The organism is Exiguobacterium sp. SH0S7, assembly GCF_004337195.1.
Lineage (GTDB): Bacteria > Bacillota > Bacilli > Exiguobacteriales > Exiguobacteriaceae > Exiguobacterium > Exiguobacterium aurantiacum_A.
Genome location: NZ_SJVA01000004.1, coordinates 51484 through 68239 on the forward strand (window position 1 = coordinate 51484; position 16756 = coordinate 68239).

Sequence of the window (16756 nt, forward strand, 5' to 3'; positions counted from 1 at the left end):
ACTCGAGATTGGTGATCGGTCGTTTAGCCATGTGACTCACTCCTTGTTTTGAACTTCTCGGCCTGTTCCTGTACATTAGAGGCAGAGAGGGGTAATTCAAATTATGAAACGGTATGAAGCTATTTTATTTGATGTCGACGATACGTTGCTAGACTTTAAACGGAGCGAGCACGTCGCCTTGGAGCAATTGCTCGCCTCACATAACGTCCGGATGACCGATGCGTTAAAACAACAATACGTGACGATCAACAACGGGCTATGGCGCGCGTTTGAACGCGGTGAGGTCGGACGGGAAGACGTCTTGATGGGCCGCCACACGCAACTGTTCGACACGCTCGGGATTGCGATCGATGCGCATGAAGTCGAACAGCGCTATCGGGACCATTTGCACGACGGGGTGCACATCATCGATGGGGCACTCGAACTCGTGCAAACGCTCAGTGAACAGTATCCGCTCTACATCGTCACGAACGGTGTGACAGAGACACAGTTCAAGCGGCTTGAAGTGTCGGGGTTGCTCCCGTATTTCAAGGACGTGTTCGTCTCCGACGCTACGGGATCGCAAAAGCCGATGAAACCGTTCTTTGATTATGTATTCGACCGTGTCCCGAACGTGTCGCCAGAGCGCGGACTCATCGTCGGTGACTCGCTGACGGCGGACATCGCCGGAGGACGCATGTACGGGCTCGATACATGTTGGTACAACCCGGATGAGGTTGCGGCAACGGTCGAGACGACGTATGAGATTCGAGACTTGAACGAACTAAAAACGATTTTATAACGTGCGTCTACTGAGTCAGCGGTCAATGAAATGAGGCGGCAATGCCTCGGGCAACGCATAGAGCGTCTCTGGATACAACGTCAGTTCGCGTAACTGCTCGAGCGGCTGCCAACGATAGATGAGGTGATCACCCTCTGGTCCGTGGAAGTCGCCGGTCTGGAGCGGGAGGTCACCTTTTACATAAAAATACATGCCGATCTCATGGACCGTCCGTTCGAGATACGTGAAAAAGTTTTCGGAGACGAAAGCGAACACCGTCTCGGACACGTTGGCTGCGAGTTCTTCTTTCAGTTCTCGCACGAGCGCGAGTTCGGCTTGTTCACCGATAGCGACGCGACCGCCGGGTAACGCCCAAAAGTCGTCATTTATGTTTCGGTGGACCAACAAGTGATTGTCTTTCACCCAAATGCCGGCGACTCGGTAGTTGAACGTGCCTTGCTCGGTCGGAAATACGATATCCATATGCAACACTCCCAATTTTTACTAAATTCATTATACGCCAAGGAGGCAGACAATGTTTCAATCAAATGCAGTCTATGAGGGACAAGATTTTCGTGAGACCTCGTTCCGTGACCTTCAACTTTCACATACGACGTTCGAGAACTGTCGGTTCACGTACATCGATGCGACCGAGTTCGAGACCGAGCAGTGCCGCTTCATCAACTGTGACTTTACCGACTCGAAATGGAACGCATCGCGCCACGTCGGCAGTTCGTTTTTAAACTGTCAATTCAATGGGGCGAATTTGTTTTTAAGTGTGTTCGATCAATGCAAGATGACAGGTTCTTCGTTCGAGTCGTGTACGTTTGAGGGCGTGACCGTTCGTGGAGGCGACTGGTCGTTCGTCAATTTGCGTCACGCACCGCTCCGAAAAATGGATTGGTCGGATGTTCGTCTAGTAGAGGCTGATTTGTACGGGGCGGACTTGAAGGAGTCGCGCTGGACGAACGCTGCGTTGACACGTGCCGTCCTGCAGCATGCGGACTGTACGGCTGCCGACTTCATAGGTGCTGACATGGACGGGGTCGATTTCACGGACGTTACGCTCAAAAAGACGAAACTCGACGTCATGCAGGCGGTCCAAGTCGCCCGTTCGCTCGGGGCCATCGTCGAATGAACAATAACCAGGTGCTCGAGCAGCTACTCGCTTTGGCGGAGGAGCGGGAAGACATCCGAATCATGGTGTTGAACGGATCGCTCGTCAATCCGCACGTTTCCCCAGACCGGTTTCAAGATGTAGATGTCACGTTTTTCGTTCTGGACGTATCATCGTTCATAACGGATCGATCCTGGATCGATCGGTTCGGCGAGGTGTTGATCATGCAGACACCGGACGAGTCACCGTCTCAAACAAGATACGAGCGGTTTGCGTTTCTCGTCCAGTTTGCAGCCTGTCATCGGATCGATCTGACCGTTCGTCCTGTTCGCGTCGTGCAGGAAGTGATTGCGGAAGATTCGCTCAGTCTCGTCATGCTCGATAAAGATGACACGGCAGGCCGGCCTGTGCCGAGCGATGAGACGTACCGAGTCAAACGCCCGAGCGCGTTTGACTATGCGTCGTGTTGGAACGAGTTTTGGTGGGTGTCATTGTATGTCGTGAAAGGACTAAGGCGCAATCAACTGCTGTATGCGATCGATCACGTGACGATCATGCGAGACATGCTCCGACAGATGATGGCGTGGGATGTCGGATATAGGACCGGCTTTTCCGTAAATATCGGGAAAGCTGGGGACGCTTTGGTGGACCACTTATCAAATCAAGCTTGGCAAGCATACTTACGGACATACCCGGTCGCGGATCCTGCGGCGATTACAGCCGCGTTTGAAACGTTGGTCGAGCAGTTCTGCGTCTACAGTCGGCGTGTTTCGGAGAAAAGTGGCAACTCATTTCGGGACGACGAGTCTAAGCAGATTCGTGACTCATTTTCGACGCTTTGGACTTCAAACGATTAGTTTTTAGCCGAGTCGGGAAACCTCCTCTATAGAAGGGGGAATGATGCTTGAATCCGTATACGACGTTCATCGCGCTCCTAGTGGGGAGTTTACTCTTATTTGTCGGCATCCGGACGAAGAAATGGCCAATCGTTGTCGTGGCCTTATTTCCGCTTGGACTCGTCGCATTTAACATGTTTTTACTTATCACCGGACGTTAGAAGACTGCTTGTCAGTCTTCTTTTTTGTACATCGATTTTACGAAAAACGCGGTCGGGAGCAAGATTCCGATTGCCGCTTCCAGAAGTGCGAACAGACGGGCCGGTCCAACCGGCAGTAAGTCACCGAATCCGATTGACAGAAGCGTGACACCGCTGAAATAGAGCAGGTTTTGCCAGGATGGCTCGACAGCGGTCATCGTCTCAAGTGACGTGACGAGAATGACCCCGTCCCAAGACAACGCGTAATAAACCAAGGCAAACCCGACCATCACACCTAACAAGCTGATGAAAAGGTGGCTAAATAATCGGCCGTCAAATCCGGTCTGCCGGTACGTCTGTCGGCGGAAGAAGGTATATACGTTCAGTCCGACGAATAAGAGGGCAACCGTCAGTAAAATCGCATTCATCCTCATCTCTCCTTTTTTGCTAAGTCATACTAAGTTGTTTCCCTGAACAATTGACGTCAAACGGACCTAATTGCACCATGAAGTATTCTGCGACAAGGAGGTGTCCGTGTGCGACGCTTTAGGTTGACGAGTTTAGTGCTGCTTCTGCTGCTAGGTGGATGTACCACGAAAACGCCATTTGATTTTGATGAAATCAGCTCGTACAAAATTTTTTACAATATTCCGACCGAGGCGATTATCGAGGATATGACTCGGTATGATCTCGTGATCATCGAACCGATTTGGTATACACCGGAGCAGATTGAAGCGATTCGTTCGAACGGCACGAAAGTGCTCGGCTATATAAACGTGATGGAAGCGGACACGTGGAATCGGGAACTGATCGGTCAAATGAAACAAGACGATTTTTTCTACCGGGACGGAGAGCGTATTTATTTTCCGAAATGGGATTCCTATTTGACGGATATCAGTTCGGACCATTTTCGGAAGATTTTGATGCGCGAGATCCAAAAGCAAGTCATCAATAAACACTTAGACGGTATCTTTTTAGACACGGTTGGAGATATCGACGATGTACACCTCGACTATCCCGAAGACTTGACTGAGCAATTGAACGGGTTAGAAGCATTTTTAAAAGCGATTAAGCAGACTTACACTGGGATCCCGATTGTACAAAATTGGGGAATCGAAACGCTTGAACGAACGAGCGCTCCATACGTGGACGGGTTCATGTGGGAGGGGTTCAATTATTCGGAGATCACATCGGACTCTTGGTCGATGGAAATGTTGGACCGGATGAATGTGATTCAAGAACAGTATGGGATTGCGGTACTTACCGTTTCGGACCAAGAGGCAGCTATTAGTCGAGACTTGGCGGAAGAGAACGGGTTTATCCATTATCATGAACCCACTTATTATGACACATGGGATTTTCAGGAAGAGAATTAAGATATTTAGCAGGGGAATTTGCTGCGAGCGCCAAATAAGTAAGCATGACATTCGTGTTATGAAGCTGTGACTAATCGTTGGGAGGGGATTATCATTCTATATGCTCAAGACCGTCCGTGGATTAAGTGGGCCGAAATTTTTATCGTGTTCACTTTATTGATCGGAATCGATTTAGCTTTCAATTTAGGGACGATTCAAAATGATTTGAACCTATTTTATGTAGCCGCCATCTTGTTCGCGCTACGTTACGGAACAACCTTTGGGTTGATCAGTTTCGCCGTCTTGCTTCTGTACAAAGTCCTCTACACCGGACTTGTCGGAGGCGATATCTTCTTACTGTTCTACGATACAAACTCACTTCTCACTCTTTTCTATTACTTCGCACTCACTGTCATCGTCGGCTTGTTTAGCACTTCATTTCGAGAGCGTTATGAAATCAGTCAGTTTCGCAACGAAGAACTGAAAGATGAAAACACGTATTTGAAAGAGACCGTCGATTTACTCAACACTTCGCAAACGACCCTTCGTCAAAAATTACTTCAATCGGAATACAGTTTAAATCAATTGTACGAACTAGCTGTCTCGCTTGACCTGCCACATCCTGAATTGATTCGTAGCGAGACGATTCGTCTGCTTAAAAAATATTTCTTGGCGAGTGACGTCGCCATCTATCATGTCGATCGATCGCAAAAGTCGATGCGTCTAATCATTCGCCAAGCCGAGAAGAAAGAGTTTCCACAAACCATTTTCTTAGATGAGGCGTCGAGTATGTTCAAACGTTTCTTCCAAGTCCAAGAGACGATGTTACGGCAACTCGATGATGACGACACGGATCCGATGTTGCTCGCTCCGATCGTGATTGACGGAGAGACGCGTGAAGTTGTCGTCATTAAGCGTCTGCCGCTTCGGAAATTGACGACAGATGACCTCCACGTATTAAATATCTTGTTCTCGTGGATCGGGACGCGAATCACAAACGCGCAAAACTTGATTCGTAAAGAGCAGCACGAGAAGCGCTACCCGGGCACATCGTTCTACAAGAAAGAGGCGTTCATCGAGATAGTGGCGCTTCAAGAACAAAAGAAACTTCATCACGACCAACCGTTCATCGTACTCGAATATGCGCTCGGTTATGAACCAGTCTCGCTCGAAAGTATTGAAGCGATCGTGCAGTCGTATTTGCGAGAGATTGATATCGTCGGTTATGACCAAGACGAAAACAAGTTGTTACTCTTGCTCCCAGGAACGAGTGAGGAGAACCGTCAACGAGTTTATGATCGGATCGAAGGGATTTTGATCCAGAAGGGAGTGTGAGTTCATGGAAGCCATCGACAGTTTAGTTTGGATTGGGCTCTATGTGATTCACGCAATCTTAGCGTTCGTTTTGTTAGTGGTGTTGAAGCGAAAAATGAAAGCGCTAGACTATGGGGTGGCAGTGGTCGCTTTATGCTTCGGCCTATTTTTACCTTTTGTCGCTGAAGTCGCAGTATATGCAATTTATCGCTTCGCAGAACGCTTCGATCGGAGCGGACTGATTGAAGATTACGACGAGTATATTGATTTTCGGGTCGTCAATTATGAGCAGATTCGGCACGATGCGAAAACGAGCTCTAGCCTGCTGCCGTTAGCCGATGCCATCAATTCAAAAGATCCGGCGATTCGCAAGCACTCGATTTTGACGCACGTCAACCAGTCCATCAATAACCAAGGGAAATACTTGCAGATGGGGCTTAATAGCACGGACAGTGAAACGGTCCATTATGCGGCCGCGACGATGAATATTCTCATCGATCAGTACGAGCAGGAATTAAAATTGGCGAAGCATGAATACGATTTAGGAAACCCGGAAACGATTCACCGACTAGCGACAATTTACAAACGGATGATTCACAGTGAACTGATCACGGAAGTCATGTTGAAAGACAGACGTGAGGCCTGGTTAAAAGAGATTTTGAAAGCGAAGACGCTGTATCCGCCGTCGCCATGGATTTATGAGGATCTAAACGAAGTCTACATCACGTTAAAACGTCCTAGAGATCAGCTTGAAATATTGAAGGAGTACGTTCACCATTTCCCGGAACGCATCGAGGCCCATCTCATGCTCATCGATTTTTACTATGAACGGGAGCGGTGGACCGAGGTGAAGGCTGTCATGTTTATGATGCAAACACAATTTTCGTTAGACGATGTGCCGTATGAGCACCGACTGTTGTTTGAAGAATGGAGTGACTCGACATCATGGAAAAACGAACTGTAATCTCATTCTCGCTCTTCATCGTGTTATTTCTCGTCGTCGTCGGCGCAATCCAATACTTGAGGATCCATTCCTTGCATACGTTGTTACCGAACGTTGCTGAGCAACGAATGAACATCGACCAATTGCAAGGGGATGCTTCCACTAAAACAGGAGAGCATCAACTTCAAGTTTACCTTGTCCGAGACGAAGGTGATTTGGCGGTCAATACGGCAGATAATTTATTGTATGGCTTGCGTTACGCCAAACTAGACGTTCGAGAAATTGAGGCGGGTGCGGTCAGTTCGATCACGCCGTCTCCCTACAGCATCATCGTCTTTACAGGAGAACAAACCGCGACATGGCCATTGCAAGAGACGAAACGGTTCGTCGAACAAGGAGGCAATGTTGTGTTCGCCAACCGTTTCAAAGACCCTGCTTGGAATGAAGTGACAGGTATCGAAGAAATCGGTGAATTCGTTCCAGACGTTTACGGTCTGAACTTCGAAGAAACGATTTTCCCGGGTTATGTCGACTTGAATCCACCGGACGATCTGTTCGTCCATAGTGTCGTCGACTTCGCAATTGCAGACGAAGCGAACGTTTTACTGTCAGCAGAAGGATTTCCCGTCCTTTGGGAATACGAGGTCGGTGATGGCAACGTTCTGTACTGGAATACAACGATCACCGATCAAAAGATGATTCGCGGACTGTTCGTCCAAACGCTCGGAACGTTACCGCCTGCGTTCGTGGGTGCCCAAGCGGCGATTAAGCTCATGTATATCGATGACTTTCCGGCTCCAGTCATGGACGGCAAGATGAAAGACGTCTCGGCGACACCACTCGATAAATCGGTCAAAGACTTCTTTGCCGAAGAGTGGTGGCAAGACATGGTCGACATGGCTCAAGATGACGACGTCATTTACACGGGCGCGATGATCGGGACGTACGAAGAAGAGATGGAACTGCTAGATGAACAATTGATTAAACGCGGCGAGTTCCCGATGCTCTACTTCGGTCGAAAACTATTGGCGCAGGGTGGTGAAATCGGGTTGCACGGCTATAACCACCAATCGCTTGTCACGGCCGATGAACCGATCGATCCGACGTACGGATATATTCCGTGGAAAGACAAGGACGAGATGAAGCGTTCGCTGCTGCAGGCAGAGTCGGTATTTGCTAACTATTTCCCGGCAGAACAACTTAAATCATACGTCCCACCTTCGAATGCACTCAATCGTACCGGTGTCGACGCGATTGCTGAGGCGTTGCCTGAACTGCGGACGATTGCGTCACTCTATACCGGTGACCCGGAAAGTGGCGATTTTGTCCAAGAGTTCGAATTTGATACGACACACGCCGAAATCTATCACTTCCCGCGCATCACGAGTGACTACGGGGAAGAAAGAGGTTCGATCTTCCAAATGGTCGATGCGATCGCTAACTTTGGGGTGTTTTCACACTTTATCCACCCGGATGACGTCATCGACCCAGACCGTGCTTTCGGTCGCGACTGGGATACGATGTTCGCCAGTTTGAAAAAAATCGTCGATGATGTCAACGTCAGCTATCCCTATTTAGAGGCTTACACACAACACTATGCGACGGAAAAACTAATCACGTATCAAGAGGCAGACTTGAACGTCACGTTTGATGACGAGACCATTTATTTGACTGGCGACGGACTTGTCAATCCGTCACACTTCACCGTCCGTCTAAAAGTGGGCCAATCATTGGACACAGGCAAATTCGCATTCGGCACGGTCGAGCAGATGGAGGCGGACCGTCCACTCTATCTTGTCCAATTGACATCAGCGAACGCTGAAATCGCCATCAAGGGGGACCCGCAATGAAGATTGGGCTCGTGTTAGAAGGGAGTTACCCGTATGTGAGCGGAGGTGTCTCGAGTTGGACGCAGACGCTGATTGAAGCGATGCCGGAAGTCGAGTTTGAAATCATCTCGATTCAGCCATCGATCAAGCGGCCAGAAGATATGAAATATGAGTTGCCGCAAAACGTGTCAGGGATCACGCACCTTTATTTAAGCGATATGGATAAAAAGGCGAAGGGTCGAATGAAGCTCGACGCCGAAGACGAGCGGAAAATTTCGGAATGGCTCATGTTGAAAAACCCGAACCGGCAAGCGCTTGGCATTCTCGGGAAACAAGTCCCATCGAGCCAAGCCTTCTTCTCAAGCGAGTTCTTTTGGAGAAACGTAAAATCGGCTTACGCAGAAGAAATGAACGGTGGCTCGTTCATCGATTATTTTTGGATGTGGCAGAGTATGTATATGCCGATTTTGCGTGTGTTGCATCAACCGTTACCAAAAGTCGATCTCGTCCACTCCATCTCGACAGGCTACGCCGGCGTCGTCGCATCTTACATGAAAGAGACGCAAGGCATTCCATTCATTTTGACCGAACACGGCATCTACTCACGTGAGCGCGAGGAAGAAATCCTACAGTCTTATTGGATTCCGTCCCCTTACAAACCGAGGTGGGTTCGCTTTTTCCATCACTTGTCGCGCGAGGCGTATAACGCGGCCGACGAGATTATCACACTGTTTGAGCGGAATCGCGAATATCAAGAGTGGATTGGGGCGCCTAGCGAGAAGACAAAAATTATCGCCAACGGGATTGACGACCGTCATATCCGCGCTACGCTTGAGCGAGCCGAGAATGATGTGTTCCAAATCGGGGCCATCGTCCGCCTCGTTCCGATCAAGGATTTGAAGACGATGATCTACTCTGCAAAAATCCTTCAAGAGCGCCATCGGCTGTTCACACTGACAATCATGGGTCCGCTTGATGAGGACGAAGAGTACGCCGAAGAGTGTCGTTTACTGATTGAGCAGAGCGGGCTGACCGACTATGTCGAACTCGTCGGGAAAGTGAACGTACAAGACTGGTTGCCGAAATTTGATTTATTGTTGCTGACGAGCATATCGGAAGGGCAACCGCTCGCCATTTTAGAAGGGATGGCGGCCGGCATCCCTTGGGTGGCGACCGACGTCGGGGCTTGTTCGGAACTACTTTACGGACGCGCTGACGATCCGTTCGGTCCGGCAGGCTTTATCGTTCCCCCGGTCCATCCGGAAGCCATCGCTGACAAAGTCGAATGGATGATGGATTATCCGCGTGAACGGATGCGCTTCGGTAAAAATGGCCGCGAGCGTGTCCGTCAGTATTATCGATTGCAACAGTTCGTCGACCGCTATAAAGCAATCTATGAAGCGAGGAGGGAACAGTATGGCGGGCATCGGGTTTAAGTTACAAAAGCTGTTTCAAGAAGACTATTACTCTTCAAGACTGAAGGCGTACACGTTTTCCGGGCTCGTCACATCGGGCCCTTGGCTGATCGTCATCCTTGTTGTCGGTACGATTCAATGGTTGGCGTTTCAGATGCCGATGTTGTCGCTCGAGGAACGGACACTGTTTATGCTATCCGTGTCTTACGCGTTCATTTTCTCGCAAATTCTATTTAGTTTTCAGCAGCTCGTCGTCACGCGATACGTGGCCGATTTATTTTATGAAAAGAAAGCCCATGAGATCTTTCCTGTCTTCACCGGCATGTTAAAAGTGACGATTCTCGCTGCCGTCGTCATGTATAGCGTGTTTTGGCTGATTTCACCGCTCAGTTTCGCCTATAAGCTCGTCCTGTTCGTCTTATTCATGACCATCAACGTCATCTGGGTCATGTTCTTGTTCTTGAGCGCCGCCAAATTTTATCAAGCGGTCGCTTACAGCTTCTTGCTAGGCGGGGTTATTTCAGTCGCGAGCGTCTATTTGATCAGTCGTCTCATGGTCAACCCATCGAGCCTCGAGCTTTTGTTTGGCTTTACCGTTGGGATGGTCGTGACGCTGTTCGGCCTATTCTTCGCGATGCTCCGAACGTTTCCGCTCAGGTATGCAACACGAGAGTTTTCATACTTCCGGTATTTTGATAAGTATCCGGACTTGTTCGCGATTGGTGTGTTATACGTGCTTGGGATCTGGGTGACCAACTTCATCATCTGGTTTGGTGAAGGGCGCATGGTGATTGCCGATTCGTTCGTGTTCAATCCGTATTACGACACGGCTGTGTTCTGGTCGTACTTGACGATCATCCCGACCCAGCTCTTGTTCGTCGTCGCTGTAGAGACAAGGTTTTACGAGCGCTACCGAACGTTTTACGGCTTGATCAATTATGGTGGGGCGTTACACCAAATTGAGAAGGCGAAGCAGACGATGACGACGGTGTTGAAAAATGAATTGATCCGACTTGGGCGAAGTCAAGGTGTTGTCACCTTGTTCGCGATCTTGATGGCGGGTGTGTTCGTCGGTTGGATCGGTGTCCCGGAAGAAGTCGGTCAAATTTTCCGGATGACGACGCTCGCCGCGTTCGCGAACGCGATGATTCTCGTACTGACGCTGCTCTTGCTTTATTTTGAGGACCGGCGTGGTGCGTTGTTCGTCAACCTCTCGTTCTTCACATTGAACGCCTTGTTCACGTTGTCGTTACTGTCACGCGGAATCGACTGGTACGGAGTCGGCTTTGCCATCAGCACGACGATCACGTTCTTCATTGCGGGACTACGCTTGATTTATTATATGGGGAAGGTCGATTATTACGTGTTTGCGGCCTCGAACCGTCGTAAGCTCGGGACAGAGCGGTTCTCACATTTTGGGACCGCGCTCAACCGTCGCTTCTCGCGTTAAAGGGTTTGCATTTTCCAAAAAGATTGATATGATGTGGTCGAAGATGACCAAATTTCATAATGTTTGCCACTAGGGGAGTCGCTTGACGCGGCTGAGATGGACAAGGTCCAGACCCTTTGAACCTGATCTAGTTCACGCTAGCGGAGGGAAGTGGGCGAAACGTCCTTTCTCACACTCTTTGTGTATGGCCGACGCCGCTTCCGTTATGGGAGGCGGCGTCTTTTTTCATACAAAGGAGGAGAATACGATGACATTTACCGCACACATCCGCCAAGAGGCCGACGCCTTGTTTGAGGCGAGTTTCCACCATCCGTTCGTCCGCGCGCTCGGAGACGGGACACTCGACGAGGCGAAGTTTCGGCATTACGTGATGCAAGACTCGTACTACTTGAATCAATTTTCGAAAGTACAGGCGAAGGGCGCTACACTTGCCCCGACGATGGAGCTGGCGAGCCGATTTTTGACGCACGCCCTCCATACGATCGAGGCGGAGCACGAGTTGCATCGGGACTTTTTTACGATGCTCAAGGTGAGTGACGTGGAGTGGGCGACGTTCGAACCAGCTCCGACGGCTTATGCATACGCGCTCCATATGCAACAAGCCGGCCCGACCCTCGGAGACGTGCTCGCGGCGATTCTTCCATGCTACTGGGTGTATTACGAGATCGGGGAGCGCTTGAAGGACGCAGAGCCAGACCATCCGATTTATTCTGTTTGGATTGCGACGTACGGTTCGGAATGGTTCCGTGAACTCGTCGAAGAGCAGATCGAGCGACTTGACGAATTGGCGGGACAAGCGACGGAGTCAGAACGGATGCGCTATCAGCAGCTGTTTTTGAAAAGTTGCTACTATGAGCTCGCGTTTTGGGAGATGGCCTGGACACTCGAATCGTGGGAACTGCCGCTTGAGGTGGGACGATGAGGCCGGATCTATGGGAAGCCGTCCGGTTGAAGCGACCGCTCGTCCATAACATTACGAACATCGTCGTCGCCAACTTCTCGGCCAACGGGTTGCTCGCCATCGGTGCGTCCCCGGTCATGGCCGATGCGATTGAAGAAGTGGCAGACATGGCGACCGTGAGCGATGCCCTCGTCTTGAACATCGGGACGCTTGACGCAATGACCGAGGCGACGATGATCCGTGCCGGACAAGCTGCGAATCAGTCGGGTCGTCCTGTCGTCCTAGACCCGGTCGGTGTCGGGGCGACGTCATTTCGCCGCGGTGTCGTTGAACGAATTTTGCGAGACGTCCGCGTCACGGTCATCCGTGGGAACGCCGGGGAAGTCGCCACGCTTGTCGATGCCGGTTGGACGACGAAAGGGGTCGACGCCGGAAGCGGCACACATCATCCGCAACAACTCGCCGAACGAGCAGCGAACCGATTTAGCTGTGTTGTCGCGATTACGGGGAGGACAGATTTCGTGAGCGATGGTACGGTCACGCTAGAAATTTTGGGCGGGCATCCGCTCATGACAGAGACCACAGGCACCGGCTGTCTACTCAGTGCGGTCGTCGGTGCGTTCCTTGCTGTTGAACCGGACGTGATGACGGCAACCTCGACCGCGCTCACCGGATATGCACGATGCGGCGAGTTGGCGAGTGAAGCAGCGACGGGTCCTGGGGATTTCCCGATCCACTTTCTCAACGCGCTCGCTACCATGACGTCAACTGACCTGCCGAGCGACCGAATCGAGGTGTTTGCGCGATGAGGCCTCAAGTCTTGACCATCGCCGGTTCGGACTCTGGCGGGGGAGCCGGAATCCAAGCCGATTTGAAAACGTTTCAAGAATTAGGCGTATTTGGCACGAGTGTCGTGACCGCGGTGACGGCTCAAAACACGCGTGGCGTGCACGGTGTCGAAGCCGTCTCCGCCGACCTCGTCGCACGCCAGCTCGATGCAGTCGGATCAGACTTTATCATCTCGGCGTGCAAGACCGGGATGCTGTTCAATCGTGAGTTGATTGACATCGTAGCTGACGCGCTCGAGCAGCATCGTTTTCAAAATGTCGTCGTCGATCCGGTCATGATCGCTAAAGGCGGTGCGACCTTGCTTGAACGGGACGCCGTCACCGCGCTACGGACGAGGCTGTTACCGATGGCGACGGTCGTCACACCAAATATCCCTGAAGCTGAAGTGTTGACCGGCTTGACGATTTGTACGTTCACTGATCGTCTGAAAGCAGCTGAGCGCTTGTTGTCTTACGGTGCAAACGTCGTCATGTTGAAAGGCGGTCATTTGGATGGTCCTCTCGCCGAAGACCTAGTCATGACGAAGACCGATACGTTTCGAATGGTGACGCCACGGTTGCTGACGAAAGATACGCACGGGACCGGTTGCACGTTTTCGGCTGCGCTAACAGCGGAGCTCGCGAACGGGCATACCGTTATGGAAGCCGCGCAGAAGGCGAAACAGTTCATCCATAGTGCCATCGCCCACGGATTGCAGATCGGCAGCGGGCATGGACCGACAAATCATTGGGCGTACAATAAGCACCCGAAGGAGGTGGTTTCCATTGAATCCATCGCCTATCGTTGAGCGGTTAAAGCTCTACTTCATTTGCGGCACGGCGGATACGTTTGATCTCGTTCAGACGGTCGAAACGGCGCTTCAATGTGGTGTGACATGTTTTCAATTTCGCGAAAAAGGTAAAGAGCCACTGTATGGGGATAAAAAAGAAGCGATGGCACGAGCGTTGCATACACTTTGTCGACAGTACAGTGTCCCGTTCATCGTCAACGATGACGTCGAGCTGGCAATCAAACTCGATGCGGACGGAGTTCATGTCGGACAAGAGGACGCAGCAGCCGAAGTCGTTCGTCGGCGAATCGGTTCAAAGAAGTGGCTCGGTGTCTCGGTCCACTCGATCGAGCAAGCCGCAACGGCTTCGAGATACGCCGATTATGTCGGAATTGGACCGATTCATCCGACTGTGTCGAAACAAGACGCGGCCGAAGTGAATGGAACGATGCTCATTCGGCAAGTGCGAGCCCGGTTTCAGCATTTGCCAATCGTGGGGATTGGTGGAATCATGCCTGAACACGTCGAAGCGATTCGACGTGACGGGGCTGACGGCGTAGCTGTCATCTCGGCCATTGCTTCTGCACCGGACGTGGCCATGGCCACACGGCGTTTCGCTTGTCTCTGAATTTTATTTGAGGAGGAAGACAGATGAACGTATTTGTAATTGGAGCGAATGGACAGATTGGAAAGCAACTCGTAGAACGATTGAAGCAGGATGGGAAGCACGAAGTCACCGCGATGGTGCGGAAACAAGAGCAGCTAGACGAGTTCAAAGCGAACGGCTATCAGGCGGTTCTCGGAGACTTAGAAGGTGACGTTGAGACGTTGAAGCAAGCGATGAGCGGCATGGACGCAGTCGTGTTCGCGGCCGGTTCGGGCGGCAGCACGGGAGCCGACAAAACGTTACTCATCGACCTAGACGGTGCAGCGAAAAGTGTCGAGGCGGCCCAAGCGAACGGCAACATTAAGCACTTCGTGATGCTCAGTGCCTTGAAAGCGGAAGATCGCTCGGCATGGCCCGATTCGATGAAACCGTACTACGTGGCAAAACATCATGCGGACCGTTTGCTCGAACAGAGTGGACTCGACTATACGATCGTCCGTCCAGGCGCGCTCACAGACGATGCCGGTACAGGCAAAGTGAACATCGACAACGTGTCGACGGGCGAGATTCCGCGGGCGGATGTCGCAGCGTTCTTGGCCCATGTCATCGGTCGACAAGAAGCGGCAAACAAAGCCATCGACTTGGTCAAAGGTGATACTGCAATCGAAGAGACGATATAAATCATGTGAGCGAGCGGATTCGAAAATCCGCTCGCTTTTTTGCGGTGATGTGTCAGCCCGTTCGAAAAAGGAATTGATGCGGCCGATAGAGAAAGTAAAGACGTATCTATTCAAGAAAGGGGTCTGTTCATGACCGCGTTATTTGTCTATATGGCCGCCTATTTACTGCCGGCTTTCTTGTTGAGCCATCTCGCGCTCGACGTCTTGTTACGTAACCCGCGACAAGTCGAGCATCGTCTGCTCAGCCTGTTCGTATTCGGTTACGCAATGCTGTTTTTGGCGGAGTTCGGCCGTCACTTGTCACCAATCGAAGCGAGTCCGGCGTTCGTCACCTATTGGTTCGGGAATGCCGGTATTTTGATCTTTATCTTTTCGGTCCATTTCATCGTCAAAGTGACGGGCGTCGGTGCGAAGATGCCGAAATGGGTATACCCGTATGCAATCTACTTACCGTTGATCCCGGTTGCTTTGACGTTCATTCGACAAGAGAACATCATCAACAGTCAACGCTTCGACCAAGTCGGGCTCTGGATTTATCCTGAATTCAACGTTTCTTATTTGACGACGATGACGATTGGGAACGTCTTTCATTTCCTGATTATTTTGTTGTTGGCGTATGCGCTCAAACGAGCAGAACGGCATGAACATCAACGGGTGCTGCGTCTACTCATCTTGACGGCGGTACTTGTCTTGATTTGGGACATCGTGTTCGGTTACTTCCAATTTCGTGGAGTCATTCCGCCTTATGCGTATATGTACGGTGGCTTGGTCTGGACGGTGGCGCTCGTTTTGGCAATGAACCGGCTCGATTTTCTCGCCTCTTACGCCAAGCGCTACGGGACGTTGTACAACTTGAACCCGTCGGCCATTCTGCTCGTCGACGATACTGGCCGAATCGAGAGTGCGAACCCGGCCGCACGCATGTTGTTCCACACGGTCCGTGTCGTCAATGAACGGTTCGTCGACCTATTGCCGGAGAAGAAGCGTGAGGAATGGTGCGATCACTATACACAGCACTTCGCGGCCCAAAAGAAGTTTTTAGAGTTCGAGACGAAGGTTCAGACGAAGACCGGACAAGAACGATACGTCGTTATCGATGGTGACTTCGTCTATATCGATCAAAAAATTCACGGCATGATTTTGATTCGCGATGTCCACACGTTCAAGGAAGCGGAGCAATCGATTCGTTTTTTCGCCTATCACGACCCGCTCACGAAGCTCGCCAATCGCCGGGCTTTTTATGAACAAGCTGATCAAGCGTTACTTCAAGCGGACAACCTTGCCCTCGTCATCCTCGACCTTGACGGGTTTAAAGGAGTCAACGACACGTATGGCCATCAAGTCGGCGATGACTTCTTGATCCACCTCGGCGTTCTGCTCGAAGAAGCGACACCGGACACCGGGCTCGCGTCGCGCGTCGGCGGTGACGAGTTCTACATCTATTTGACGGACGTGGAAGAAGCGGACATCGTCATGTTCGTGGAGCGGCTGCGGACGACGTTGTTGGAACGGCCGTTCAAACTAGGGCATGGGGTGATCCCGATTCGAGCAAGCATCGGCGTCAGCGTCGCGCCAGACCAAGGCATGGATTTGGACACGTTGATTCATAAGGCGGACCAAGCGATGTATCAAATCAAGCAGCACGGTAAAAATGACTATGCGATTTACGACGACGCGTTACACGGTCCGACATAACGGGAACGGTAGTAGAGATGTGATTTCAAAAGGAGG

The 16756-nt window shown here is 51.0% G+C and carries 18 protein-coding genes and 1 riboswitch; of the genes, 16 read left to right on the forward strand and 2 right to left on the reverse strand.

Annotated features, from left to right (window positions below; translation table 11 throughout):
* The first annotated feature begins 103 nt into the window (after positions 1-103).
* A complete protein-coding gene (locus EVJ22_RS08415; protein ID WP_071398535.1) occupies positions 104-781 on the forward strand; it encodes a YjjG family noncanonical pyrimidine nucleotidase in 678 nt (225 codons plus the stop codon).
* Positions 782-796: 15 nt separating this feature from the next.
* Here EVJ22_RS08415 and EVJ22_RS08420 read toward each other — a convergent pair whose 3' ends face one another.
* A complete protein-coding gene (locus EVJ22_RS08420) occupies positions 797-1243 on the reverse strand; it encodes an NUDIX hydrolase (RefSeq protein WP_131443692.1) in 447 nt (148 codons plus the stop codon).
* A gap of 52 nt (positions 1244-1295) precedes the next feature.
* On the opposite strand from EVJ22_RS08420, the gene EVJ22_RS08425 reads away from it, so the two are divergent.
* From EVJ22_RS08425 to EVJ22_RS15560, 3 genes are read left to right on the forward strand one after another with little or no spacing between them, the layout of a single operon-like run.
* Positions 1296-1898, forward strand: coding sequence for a pentapeptide repeat-containing protein (locus tag EVJ22_RS08425; RefSeq protein WP_071398533.1), 603 nt, complete (start codon positions 1296-1298; stop codon positions 1896-1898).
* Positions 1895-2734, forward strand: coding sequence for an aminoglycoside 6-adenylyltransferase (locus tag EVJ22_RS08430; protein WP_131443693.1), 840 nt, complete (start codon positions 1895-1897; stop codon positions 2732-2734). Before EVJ22_RS08425 ends, EVJ22_RS08430 begins: the two co-directional genes overlap by 4 nt.
* A gap of 47 nt (positions 2735-2781) precedes the next feature.
* Complete coding sequence (locus EVJ22_RS15560) at positions 2782-2934, forward strand: hypothetical protein (protein ID WP_167615759.1); 153 nt, start codon at positions 2782-2784, stop codon at positions 2932-2934.
* Between the two features lie 11 nt (positions 2935-2945).
* Here the strand turns inward: EVJ22_RS15560 and EVJ22_RS08435 are convergent, their stop codons facing one another.
* Positions 2946-3341, reverse strand: coding sequence for an ion channel (locus EVJ22_RS08435; protein WP_071398531.1), 396 nt, complete (start codon positions 3339-3341; stop codon positions 2946-2948).
* Between the two features lie 108 nt (positions 3342-3449).
* On the opposite strand from EVJ22_RS08435, the gene EVJ22_RS08440 reads away from it, so the two are divergent.
* The 12 genes from EVJ22_RS08440 to EVJ22_RS08495 all read left to right on the forward strand — a co-directional run bounded on the left by EVJ22_RS08440 (position 3450) and on the right by EVJ22_RS08495 (position 16720).
* On the forward strand, positions 3450-4289 hold the full coding sequence (locus EVJ22_RS08440; RefSeq protein WP_233589659.1) for a glycoside hydrolase family 191 protein: 840 nt from the start codon (positions 3450-3452) through the stop codon (positions 4287-4289).
* Positions 4290-4355: 66 nt separating this feature from the next.
* Complete coding sequence (locus EVJ22_RS08445; protein ID WP_131443694.1) at positions 4356-5603, forward strand: GAF domain-containing protein; 1248 nt, start codon at positions 4356-4358, stop codon at positions 5601-5603.
* 4 nt (positions 5604-5607) lie between these two features.
* The gene (locus EVJ22_RS08450) at positions 5608-6546 is read left to right on the forward strand and encodes a tetratricopeptide repeat protein (protein WP_071398529.1); all 939 of its coding nucleotides are present in this window, start codon (positions 5608-5610) and stop codon (positions 6544-6546) included.
* Positions 6528-8375 carry a DUF2194 domain-containing protein gene (locus EVJ22_RS08455; RefSeq protein WP_071398528.1) on the forward strand — a complete coding sequence of 616 codons (1848 nt, stop codon included), beginning with the start codon at positions 6528-6530 and terminating at the stop codon, positions 8373-8375. Before EVJ22_RS08450 ends, EVJ22_RS08455 begins: the two co-directional genes overlap by 19 nt.
* The gene (gene pelF / locus EVJ22_RS08460; RefSeq protein WP_131443695.1) at positions 8372-9790 is read left to right on the forward strand and encodes a GT4 family glycosyltransferase PelF; all 1419 of its coding nucleotides are present in this window, start codon (positions 8372-8374) and stop codon (positions 9788-9790) included. Before EVJ22_RS08455 ends, pelF begins: the two co-directional genes overlap by 4 nt.
* The gene (gene pelG, locus EVJ22_RS08465) at positions 9771-11219 is read left to right on the forward strand and encodes an exopolysaccharide Pel transporter PelG (protein ID WP_131443696.1); all 1449 of its coding nucleotides are present in this window, start codon (positions 9771-9773) and stop codon (positions 11217-11219) included. The genes pelF and pelG overlap by 20 nt, the downstream gene beginning before the upstream one ends.
* 61 nt (positions 11220-11280) lie before the next feature.
* A riboswitch (TPP riboswitch) is annotated at positions 11281-11385 on the forward strand.
* A gap of 81 nt (positions 11386-11466) precedes the next feature.
* Entirely contained in the window at positions 11467-12141 is a 675-nt protein-coding gene (gene tenA / locus EVJ22_RS08470) for a thiaminase II (RefSeq protein ID WP_071398525.1), read from the forward strand.
* Positions 12138-12929 (forward strand): hydroxyethylthiazole kinase, encoded by a 792-nt coding sequence (thiM, locus tag EVJ22_RS08475; protein WP_071398524.1) that lies wholly within the window; start codon positions 12138-12140, stop codon positions 12927-12929. The genes tenA and thiM overlap by 4 nt, the downstream gene beginning before the upstream one ends.
* The gene (gene thiD / locus EVJ22_RS08480; RefSeq protein ID WP_131443697.1) at positions 12926-13756 is read left to right on the forward strand and encodes a bifunctional hydroxymethylpyrimidine kinase/phosphomethylpyrimidine kinase; all 831 of its coding nucleotides are present in this window, start codon (positions 12926-12928) and stop codon (positions 13754-13756) included. Before thiM ends, thiD begins: the two co-directional genes overlap by 4 nt.
* Positions 13734-14366 (forward strand): thiamine phosphate synthase, encoded by a 633-nt coding sequence (thiE, locus tag EVJ22_RS08485; protein WP_131443698.1) that lies wholly within the window; start codon positions 13734-13736, stop codon positions 14364-14366. The genes thiD and thiE overlap by 23 nt, the downstream gene beginning before the upstream one ends.
* A 23-nt stretch (positions 14367-14389) precedes the next feature.
* Complete coding sequence (locus EVJ22_RS08490; RefSeq protein ID WP_071398521.1) at positions 14390-15025, forward strand: SDR family oxidoreductase; 636 nt, start codon at positions 14390-14392, stop codon at positions 15023-15025.
* Positions 15026-15154: 129 nt separating this feature from the next.
* The gene (locus EVJ22_RS08495) at positions 15155-16720 is read left to right on the forward strand and encodes a GGDEF domain-containing protein (RefSeq protein WP_131443700.1); all 1566 of its coding nucleotides are present in this window, start codon (positions 15155-15157) and stop codon (positions 16718-16720) included.
* Positions 16721-16756: the final 36 nt, after the last annotated feature.

Coding starts and splice junctions, on each gene's coding strand:
- EVJ22_RS08415 (WP_071398535.1), top strand. CDS start 104: ATGAAACGGTATGAAGCTATTTTATTTGATGTCGACGATACGTTGCTA.
- EVJ22_RS08420 (WP_131443692.1), bottom strand. CDS start 1,243: ATGGATATCGTATTTCCGACCGAGCAAGGCACGTTCAACTACCGAGTC.
- EVJ22_RS08425 (WP_071398533.1), top strand. CDS start 1,296: ATGTTTCAATCAAATGCAGTCTATGAGGGACAAGATTTTCGTGAGACC.
- EVJ22_RS08430 (WP_131443693.1), top strand. CDS start 1,895: ATGAACAATAACCAGGTGCTCGAGCAGCTACTCGCTTTGGCGGAGGAG.
- EVJ22_RS08435 (WP_071398531.1), bottom strand. CDS start 3,341: ATGAATGCGATTTTACTGACGGTTGCCCTCTTATTCGTCGGACTGAAC.
- EVJ22_RS08450 (WP_071398529.1), top strand. CDS start 5,608: ATGGAAGCCATCGACAGTTTAGTTTGGATTGGGCTCTATGTGATTCAC.
- EVJ22_RS08455 (WP_071398528.1), top strand. CDS start 6,528: ATGGAAAAACGAACTGTAATCTCATTCTCGCTCTTCATCGTGTTATTT.
- pelF (WP_131443695.1), top strand. CDS start 8,372: ATGAAGATTGGGCTCGTGTTAGAAGGGAGTTACCCGTATGTGAGCGGA.
- pelG (WP_131443696.1), top strand. CDS start 9,771: ATGGCGGGCATCGGGTTTAAGTTACAAAAGCTGTTTCAAGAAGACTAT.
- tenA (WP_071398525.1), top strand. CDS start 11,467: ATGACATTTACCGCACACATCCGCCAAGAGGCCGACGCCTTGTTTGAG.
- thiM (WP_071398524.1), top strand. CDS start 12,138: ATGAGGCCGGATCTATGGGAAGCCGTCCGGTTGAAGCGACCGCTCGTC.
- thiD (WP_131443697.1), top strand. CDS start 12,926: ATGAGGCCTCAAGTCTTGACCATCGCCGGTTCGGACTCTGGCGGGGGA.
- EVJ22_RS08490 (WP_071398521.1), top strand. CDS start 14,390: ATGAACGTATTTGTAATTGGAGCGAATGGACAGATTGGAAAGCAACTC.
- EVJ22_RS08495 (WP_131443700.1), top strand. CDS start 15,155: ATGACCGCGTTATTTGTCTATATGGCCGCCTATTTACTGCCGGCTTTC.